This window comes from Pseudomonas sp. SWRI51, assembly GCF_014268825.1.
Classification (GTDB): Bacteria; Pseudomonadota; Gammaproteobacteria; order Pseudomonadales; family Pseudomonadaceae; genus Aquipseudomonas; species Aquipseudomonas farsensis.
The window spans coordinates 1-7,104 of the sequence record NZ_JABWRG010000150.1 but is presented as its reverse complement, the minus strand read 5'-3'; the positions used below and the strand labels follow the sequence as shown (position 1 = coordinate 7,104).

The 7,104-nt window shown below is 60.8% G+C and carries 7 protein-coding genes; 5 read left to right on the top strand and 2 right to left on the bottom strand.

The genetic code is table 11. From position 1 onward, the window contains the following. Nucleotides 1-185 precede the first annotated feature (185 nt). Nucleotides 186-668, bottom strand: coding sequence for a transporter substrate-binding domain-containing protein (locus tag HU720_RS23500; protein WP_186523478.1), 483 nt, complete (start codon nucleotides 666-668; stop codon nucleotides 186-188). Nucleotides 669-896: 228 nt separating this feature from the next. Here HU720_RS23500 and HU720_RS23495 point away from each other — a divergent pair, with 228 nt between their 5' ends. Continuing rightward, the gene (locus HU720_RS23495) at nucleotides 897-1,373 is read left to right on the top strand and encodes a DUF4399 domain-containing protein (RefSeq protein WP_186523476.1); all 477 of its coding nucleotides are present in this window, start codon (nucleotides 897-899) and stop codon (nucleotides 1,371-1,373) included. 64 nt (nucleotides 1,374-1,437) lie between these two features. Here HU720_RS23495 and serA read toward each other — a convergent pair whose 3' ends face one another. Further along, nucleotides 1,438-2,667: a phosphoglycerate dehydrogenase gene (serA, locus tag HU720_RS23490; protein WP_186523474.1), complete on the bottom strand. Its 1,230-nt coding sequence runs from the start codon at nucleotides 2,665-2,667 to the stop codon at nucleotides 1,438-1,440. Nucleotides 2,668-2,836: 169 nt separating this feature from the next. Here serA and HU720_RS23485 point away from each other — a divergent pair, with 169 nt between their 5' ends. From HU720_RS23485 to HU720_RS23470, 4 genes are all read left to right on the top strand, one after another. Further along, nucleotides 2,837-4,234: an FAD-binding oxidoreductase gene (locus HU720_RS23485; RefSeq protein ID WP_186523473.1), complete on the top strand. Its 1,398-nt coding sequence runs from the start codon at nucleotides 2,837-2,839 to the stop codon at nucleotides 4,232-4,234. Nucleotides 4,235-4,258: 24 nt separating this feature from the next. Then, nucleotides 4,259-4,924, top strand: a complete 666-nt coding sequence (locus HU720_RS23480) for a fumarylacetoacetate hydrolase family protein (protein ID WP_186523472.1) — start codon at nucleotides 4,259-4,261, stop codon at nucleotides 4,922-4,924. Between the two features lie 150 nt (nucleotides 4,925-5,074). Continuing rightward, nucleotides 5,075-5,980: an SdiA-regulated domain-containing protein gene (locus HU720_RS23475; RefSeq protein WP_186523471.1), complete on the top strand. Its 906-nt coding sequence runs from the start codon at nucleotides 5,075-5,077 to the stop codon at nucleotides 5,978-5,980. A 90-nt stretch (nucleotides 5,981-6,070) separates the two neighbouring features. Continuing rightward, a complete protein-coding gene (locus HU720_RS23470; RefSeq protein WP_186523470.1) occupies nucleotides 6,071-6,976 on the top strand; it encodes an SdiA-regulated domain-containing protein in 906 nt (301 codons plus the stop codon). Nucleotides 6,977-7,104: the final 128 nt, after the last annotated feature.

The window sequence follows — 7,104 nt, the reverse complement described above, 5'->3', positions numbered from 1 at the left end:
CCAAGGGGCTGCTGCGCAGCCCAACGCGGGGCAAGCCCGCTCGCCACAAGGAGATATATCTGGCGGGAACAGGCTTGCCCGAAACCATAGAATCTCCCACAGGAGTCTGAGCCAGGCCTGAATATCGCTGCCTGGCGCGGTCCCTGTGGGAGCTGGCGCTAGCCTGCGATGGCTGCGCCGCGGTGTTACTGCCCCGCCGCAGTCTGGCTGGCGCCTTTGAACCACTTGTCTTGCAGCGCCCCCAGGCGCCCATCATCCTTGATCCGCTGCAGCGCGTTGTTCAGCGCACTCTCGAACGCCGGGTTGTCCTTCTGGAACGGTATGACCAGCTTCTCGTCACTGAACGACTGGCTGGCATCGAGGTTGTCGGCCAGCTTGCTGTCGGCCTTGTTCACGGTGATATCGAACTTGCCCTCACTGACGCCGGGCAGCACCTCGTCGCCGGTCGCTTCGATAAACTCGGCGCGCAGGTTCAGCTCTTTGGCCAGTTCTTGCCCCAGTTCAATGTCGAACCCGGTGAGGTGGTCTTCTTCCTTGAAGGCATAAGGCGCGGCATCGCCCTGTACGGCAATCCGCAGTTCTCCGCGATCGTTGATTTCGTCGATCAGGTCGGCCTGGGCCAGCGGGCTGAATAGCGCAGCCAGCAGTACACCAATGGTCAAACGCATGAGTGCCCCTTTTCTTCTTCGGCAGATAAATTTCATTCGCCGCGGCTTGTTTCCCCCGCCCCGGTCGAACGCAGCCTATGACCCCGTCATCGCGCCGATGTTTGACCGCGGCAGAAATTTTTCTATACAGGCTTTTGAACCTCTCGCCCTGTGACTGGACTATGGTGAATTGCCGCTACGCTCGTTTAAGTCATAGCGGTCTATTGAAGTGAATCACAGGAGAAGTGAATGAAAAGCCTATTTTCGCGTGCTGCCGTCGCCAGTCTGTTGATGGGGGCATCGGTGCTGGCCTGCGCCAACGACGCCTTGAAGAGCCAGCAGCCACCGAAGGACGCCAAGGTGTTCATCGTTTCCCCCGCCGACGGCGCCACCGTCGACAAGACCTTCACCGTCAAATTCGGTATCGAGGGCATCGCGCTCAAGCCTGCCGGCGATCAGACCGCGCACAGCGGCCATCACCACCTGCTGGTCGATGTCGACAAGGCGCCGCTGAGCGATACGCCGCTGCCTACCAGCCTGATGCCTGAGAGCGGCGTGGCCCTGCCCGCCGGCCCGCAGGTGCTGCACTTCGGCAAGGCGCAGACCGAAACCACCATCACCCTGACCCCAGGCAAACACACCCTGCAACTGGTGCTGGGCGATGCCTACCATGTGCCGTTCAAGCCGGCTGTGGAATCGCAAAAAATCACCGTCAACGTGAAATAACCGCCAGGCGGGCACAAAAAAAGGGAGGCCACCAGGGCCTCCCTTCGCGATGCGGCAATCAGCGTCAGAACAATACGCGTGAGCGGATGGTGCCTTTGACGTGTTGCAGCTTCTCTTGCGCCAGGTCGGAGTACTCGGCGTCTACGTCGATCACTACGTAGCCAACTTTCTCGTCGGTTTGCAGGAACTGACCAGAAATGTTGATACCGTTCTCGGCGAAGACCTTGTTGATCTCGCTGAGCACGCCCGGGATGTTTTCGTGGATGTGCAGCAGGCGGTGCTTGCCTGGGTGCGCCGGCAGCGCCACTTCAGGGAAGTTGACCGACGACACCGAAGTACCGTTGTCGCTGTACTTGACCAGCTTCTCGGCCACTTCCAGGCCGATGTTGGCCTGCGCCTCGGCGGTGGAACCACCGATGTGCGGGGTCAGGATCACGTTGTCCAGGCCGCGCAGCGGGCTTTCGAACTCTTCATCGTTGGAGCGCGGCTCGACCGGGAACACGTCGATGGCGGCGCCGATCAGGTGCTTGTCCTTGATCGCAGCGGCCAGGTGGTCCAGCTCGACTACAGTGCCGCGTGCGGCGTTGATCAGGATCGAGCCCTTTTTCATCGCACGGATTTCTTTCTCGCCGATCATCCACTGGGTGGATGGCAGCTCAGGCACGTGCAGCGACACGATGTCGGCCAGGCCCAGCAGTTCGTTCAGGCTGGCAACCTGGGTGGCGTTGCCCAGTGGCAGCTTGGTCAGCGGGTCGTAGAAGTAGACCTGCATGCCGACGCTTTCAGCCAGTACCGACAGCTGGGTGCCGATGGAGCCGTAGCCGACGATGCCCAGTTTCTTGCCACGGATCTCGAACGAGTTGGCCGCGCTCTTGATCCAGCCGCCACGGTGGCAGGAAGCGTTTTTCTCGGGGATGCCGCGCAGCAGCAGGATGGCTTCGGCCAGCACCAGCTCGGCAACCGAACGGGTGTTGGAGTACGGTGCGTTGAACACCGCAATGCCGCGCTCGCGGGCGGCGGCCAGGTCGACCTGGTTGGTACCGATGCAGAAGCAGCCGACCGCTACCAGTTTCTTCGCACAATCAAAGACCGCTTCGGTCAGTTGGGTGCGTGAGCGGATGCCGATGAAGTGGGCATCGGCGATCTTTTCCTTCAGTTCGGCATCGGGCAGCGAGCCTGTGAGGTACTCGATGTTGGTGTAGCCGGCAGCCTTGAGGGTGTCCACGGCATTCTGGTGGACGCCTTCGAGAAGAAGGAACCTGATCTTGCTCTTGTCGAGAGAAGTCTTGCTCATCTGCTTAAACCTGTATCCCGGAGAAAAATGGCGAGGGGGTGAAGCGGCGCGGCATCGGCCTTAGCACGACCAGCGGGACGGCTATGCTAGCATACGCGACACAATCTGAGCTCAAACCGACAGGTGAAGAGTGCTCAGGGTGACTATGAATAAGTCGAGAGTTCCCGCGATGACCCACCCTGCGGTAATTGATGAACTGATGACCCTTGTCGACCCGGGCAAGGTGCTGACCGACCCGGCTTCGCTGGAGGCCTACGGCAAGGATTGGACCAAGCATTACCCGCCTGCGCCCACCGCCATCGTGTTCCCCAAGACCGCCGAGCAGGTGCAGGCCATCGTCAAATGGGCGCGCCGCAACCAGGTTGCGCTGGTGCCCTCCGGCGGGCGCACCGGGCTTTCCGGGGCTGCCGTGGCGGCCAATGGCGAAGTGGTGGTGGCCTTCGACTACATGAACCAGATTCTTGGGTTCAACGAATTCGACCGCACCGTGGTGTGCCAGCCTGGCGTCATCACCCGGCAATTGCAGCAATTTGCCGAGGAACAGGGCCTTTATTACCCTGTGGATTTCGCCTCCAGCGGCTCCAGCCAGGTGGGCGGCAACATCGGCACCAACGCCGGCGGTATCAAAGTGATCCGCTACGGCATGACCCGCAACTGGGTCGCCGGGCTGAAAGTGGTCACCGGCAAGGGCGAGTTGCTCGAACTGAACAAAGACCTGATCAAGAATGCCACCGGCTATGACCTGCGCCAGCTCTTTATAGGCGCCGAGGGCACCTTGGGCTTTGTGGTCGAAGCGACCATGCGCCTGGATCGTGCCCCGCGCAACCTGACCGCCATGGTGTTGGGCACGCCGGACTTCGACGCGATCATGCCGGTGCTGCATGCCTTCCAGGGCAAGCTTGACCTGACAGCCTTCGAGTTTTTTTCTGACAAAGGGCTGGCCAAGATCCTCGCGCGCGGCGACGTGCCTGCCCCGTTCGAGACCGCCTGCCCGTTCTATGCCCTGCTGGAATTCGAGGCCAGCACCGAAGAGGTGGCCAACGAGGCGCTGGCGACCTTCGAGCATTGTGTGGAGCAAGGCTGGGTGCTCGATGGGGTGATGAGCCAGAGCGAGACCCAGCTGAAAAACCTGTGGAAACTGCGCGAGTACCTGTCGGAAACCATCTCGCACTGGACACCGTATAAAAACGACATTTCGGTCACAGTGTCGAAAGTGCCCGATTTCTTGCGCGATATCGACGCCATCGTCAGTGAACACTACCCCGATTACGAAGTGGTCTGGTACGGCCATATTGGCGACGGCAACCTGCACCTGAACATTCTCAAGCCCGACAGCATGAGCAAGGACGCGTTCTTTGCCTCCTGCGCCAAGGTCAACAAGTGGGTGTTCGAGATCGTCGAGCGTTATAACGGCTCGATTTCTGCCGAGCACGGCGTGGGCATGACCAAGCGCGATTACCTGGGTTACAGCCGTTCGCCCGAAGAAATCGCCTGCATGAAGGCAATCAAGGCCGTATTCGACCCTGACGGCATCATGAATCCGGGTAAGATCTTCGCTCTCGAATAAAAGCAGTATTCACAGGAGTCGGCCATGAGTTACCAGCACAAGTACGTAGACGGCACCCACATCCACTTTCCGTTGGGCAAGGTGGTATGCATCGGGCGCAACTACGCCGAGCATGCCAAGGAACTGGACAACCCGATCCCCAGCGAGCCGCTGCTGTTCATCAAGCCGGGCAGTTGCGTGGTGCCGCTTGAGGGTGGCTTCAAGATCCCGACCGAACGTGGCTCGGTGCACTACGAAGCCGAAATTGCCGTGTTGCTGGGCAAGTCGCTGTCGACCAAGCCAACCGATGAAGAGGTGCTCGACGCCATTTCCGGTTATGCGCCGGCACTGGACCTGACCCTGCGCGACCTGCAGAGCAAGCTCAAAGAGCAGGGCTTGCCGTGGGAGTTGTGCAAGAGCTTTGACGGCGCCTGCGTGCTGCCGCCTTTCGTTGCTGCATCTACCTTCGCTGATGTGACTGATATCCCGGTACGCCTGACCATCAACGGTGAAGTGCGCCAGGACGGCAACAGCGCGCTGATGCTCAACCCCATTGTCCCGATCATCAAGCATATGGCTGCGTGTTTCTCGCTGCAGGCCGGCGACGTGATCCTGACCGGCACCCCTGCGGGCGTTGGCCCGTTCAATGTCGGTGACGAGCTGGTGCTGGAGCTGCCAGGTGTCTGCCGCTTCGAGAGCCGGGTGCTCTGACCCTGAAGCGGCGAGGGTTTCAGGCCGTCGCCGTTTCATCCCCTGGCAGGTTTTGCCGTTTTTTTCACAAACGTTGCGGATAATGCGCCACTTTGAGCCCGTTCGCCGGCGTTAGGAAGACATTACGGCAAGCCTACAGGACCCCCAATAATGGTCACCCCCTCCGCTTCACCCTTACCCCCAACGCCACGGCGTCGAATGTTGCTGCGTTGGCCGCTATGGCTCGGCGTGCTTGCCGTGATCGGTTATGGCGTTGCGGTGGCCATGCACTGGGATGACCGCGGCTTGCTGTGGATCAAAGAACGCTTCGAGTCCACCAGCGAGCGCGAGCAAAGCATCTGGCTGCCGGCGTACATTGCCGATATCGACGCCAAGCCGCTGCCGGGCATGGAGCGCGACGAAGCCTCGGACCTGGCGTTCAACCCGCATACCCGCACCTTGTTCGCCGTCATGGGCAAGCACCCGTTCCTGGCCGAGCTAGACCTGGACGGCAACGTACTGCGCAAGATCGCCCTCAATGGCTGGGCCAACCCTGAAGGGGTGGTGGTGTTGGAGGACGGCCGCATCGGTATCGTCGATGAGCGCCAACGGGATTTTGTAAAGGTCACGGTCGATGCGAACACCACGGCGCTGGAGCGCGGCGACTATCAAGGCGTTGACCTGGGGGAGTCCCCGGAGGGCAACAAGGGCTTCGAGGGCATCGCCTGGGACGCCATGCGTCAGCGCCTGCTGATCGGCGCTGAGCGCCCGCCCACCCTGTATGCCTTGAGCAAAGAGGGCCGCAGCCCGTTGCCTAGCGATGGGCTCGATCTGCGCAACTTGTCTGCCTTGGCAGTCGACCCGCGCACCGGCCACCTGCTGGCGTTGTCGGCCGAATCGAACATGCTGCTCGAACTCGACGACAAGGGCGCTCAGGTCAGTTTCATGACCTTGCTGGGGGGCTTCAATGGCCTGAAGCACACCATTCCGCGTGCCGAGGGCGTGACGATGGACGATCAAGGCGTGGTGTACATCGTCAGCGAGCCCAACCTCTTCTATCGCTTCAGAAAAAACTGACAACTCTGCCAGTTGTTTCCCGCTCTGACTTTAAGGTTTGCTTCAGTTCTGAATGGTTTGATCTGCACTCACTCTGTCGAGCCTGCCCTGATGCGCCGAAGCTACCGCCTGATCACCGCCTCTGTCCTGCTTGTCGCGCTGGCTTTAGCTGGCGTTGCTGCCCATGAATTCCGCCTGTTCGAGCGCGGCTGGTTCAACCTCAAGGCCTGGTGGCAGCCGGCCGAGCAAGGCATTGGTCTTGAACGTTATCAGGTGGCGCTTGAAGCGCAGCCCATCGAAGGCCTGAACGACGATGTGTCGGCGCTGACCTACGACCCCGACCGCAAAACCTTGTTTACCGTGACCAACTCGAATCCTGAGCTGATCGAGCTTTCGCTCGACGGGCGCATTCTGCGCCGGGTGCCGCTGACCGGTTTCGGCGACCCGGAGGCGGTGGAATACGTAGGCCCGAACAGTTACGTGATCACCGATGAACGCCAGCATCGGCTGATTCGCGTGCGCCTGGATGACAGCACGCTGTTTCTGGATGCGGGCGATGCCGAGCAGCTCACCCTGGGGATCGGCTTGAACGGCAACAAGGGCTTTGAAGGGCTGGCCTATGACTCGGTGGGCAAACGCCTGTTCGTGGCCAAGGAGCGCGACCCCATGCTGATCTATGAGGTGCATGGTTTCCCCCATGCCGACCCCGAGCAGCCTTATGCCGTGCGTGTAGAGCAGGACCGCAAGCGTGATGCGCGGATGTTCGTCAGGGACCTGTCGAGCCTGCAATACGACGAGCGCAGCGGGCACCTGCTGGCGCTGTCGGATGAGTCGCGGCTGGTGATAGAGCTGGATGTCGATGGCAGGCCACTGAGCACCTTGTCGTTGCGCAAGGGGTTCCAGGGCTTGAAAAAGACCGTGCCGCAGGCTGAAGGGCTGGCGATGGACGAGGCCGGGACGCTGTACCTGGTCAGCGAGCCGAACCTGTTTTATGTGTTCAAGCAGCCAGCTAATTGATTGGGCTGGGTGAACCGGCTCGCCTGCACCGGCCTCATCGCAGGCTGGCGCCAGCTCCCACAGGGGCCGTGCTCAACCGCAACATTGCTGGTTGGACCCAATCCTGTGGGAAATGATAGAGAGTCGTG

Bases quoted from the DNA above. Each gene is read 5' to 3' on its own strand.
- HU720_RS23495 (WP_186523476.1), top strand. From the start codon at position 897: ATGAAAAGCCTATTTTCGCGTGCTGCCGTCGCCAGTCTGTTGATGGGG.
- HU720_RS23470 (WP_186523470.1), top strand. From the start codon at position 6,071: ATGCGCCGAAGCTACCGCCTGATCACCGCCTCTGTCCTGCTTGTCGCG.
- HU720_RS23475 (WP_186523471.1), top strand. From the start codon at position 5,075: ATGGTCACCCCCTCCGCTTCACCCTTACCCCCAACGCCACGGCGTCGA.
- HU720_RS23500 (WP_186523478.1), bottom strand. From the start codon at position 668: ATGCGTTTGACCATTGGTGTACTGCTGGCTGCGCTATTCAGCCCGCTG.
- HU720_RS23485 (WP_186523473.1), top strand. From the start codon at position 2,837: ATGACCCACCCTGCGGTAATTGATGAACTGATGACCCTTGTCGACCCG.
- HU720_RS23480 (WP_186523472.1), top strand. From the start codon at position 4,259: ATGAGTTACCAGCACAAGTACGTAGACGGCACCCACATCCACTTTCCG.
- serA (WP_186523474.1), bottom strand. From the start codon at position 2,667: ATGAGCAAGACTTCTCTCGACAAGAGCAAGATCAGGTTCCTTCTTCTC.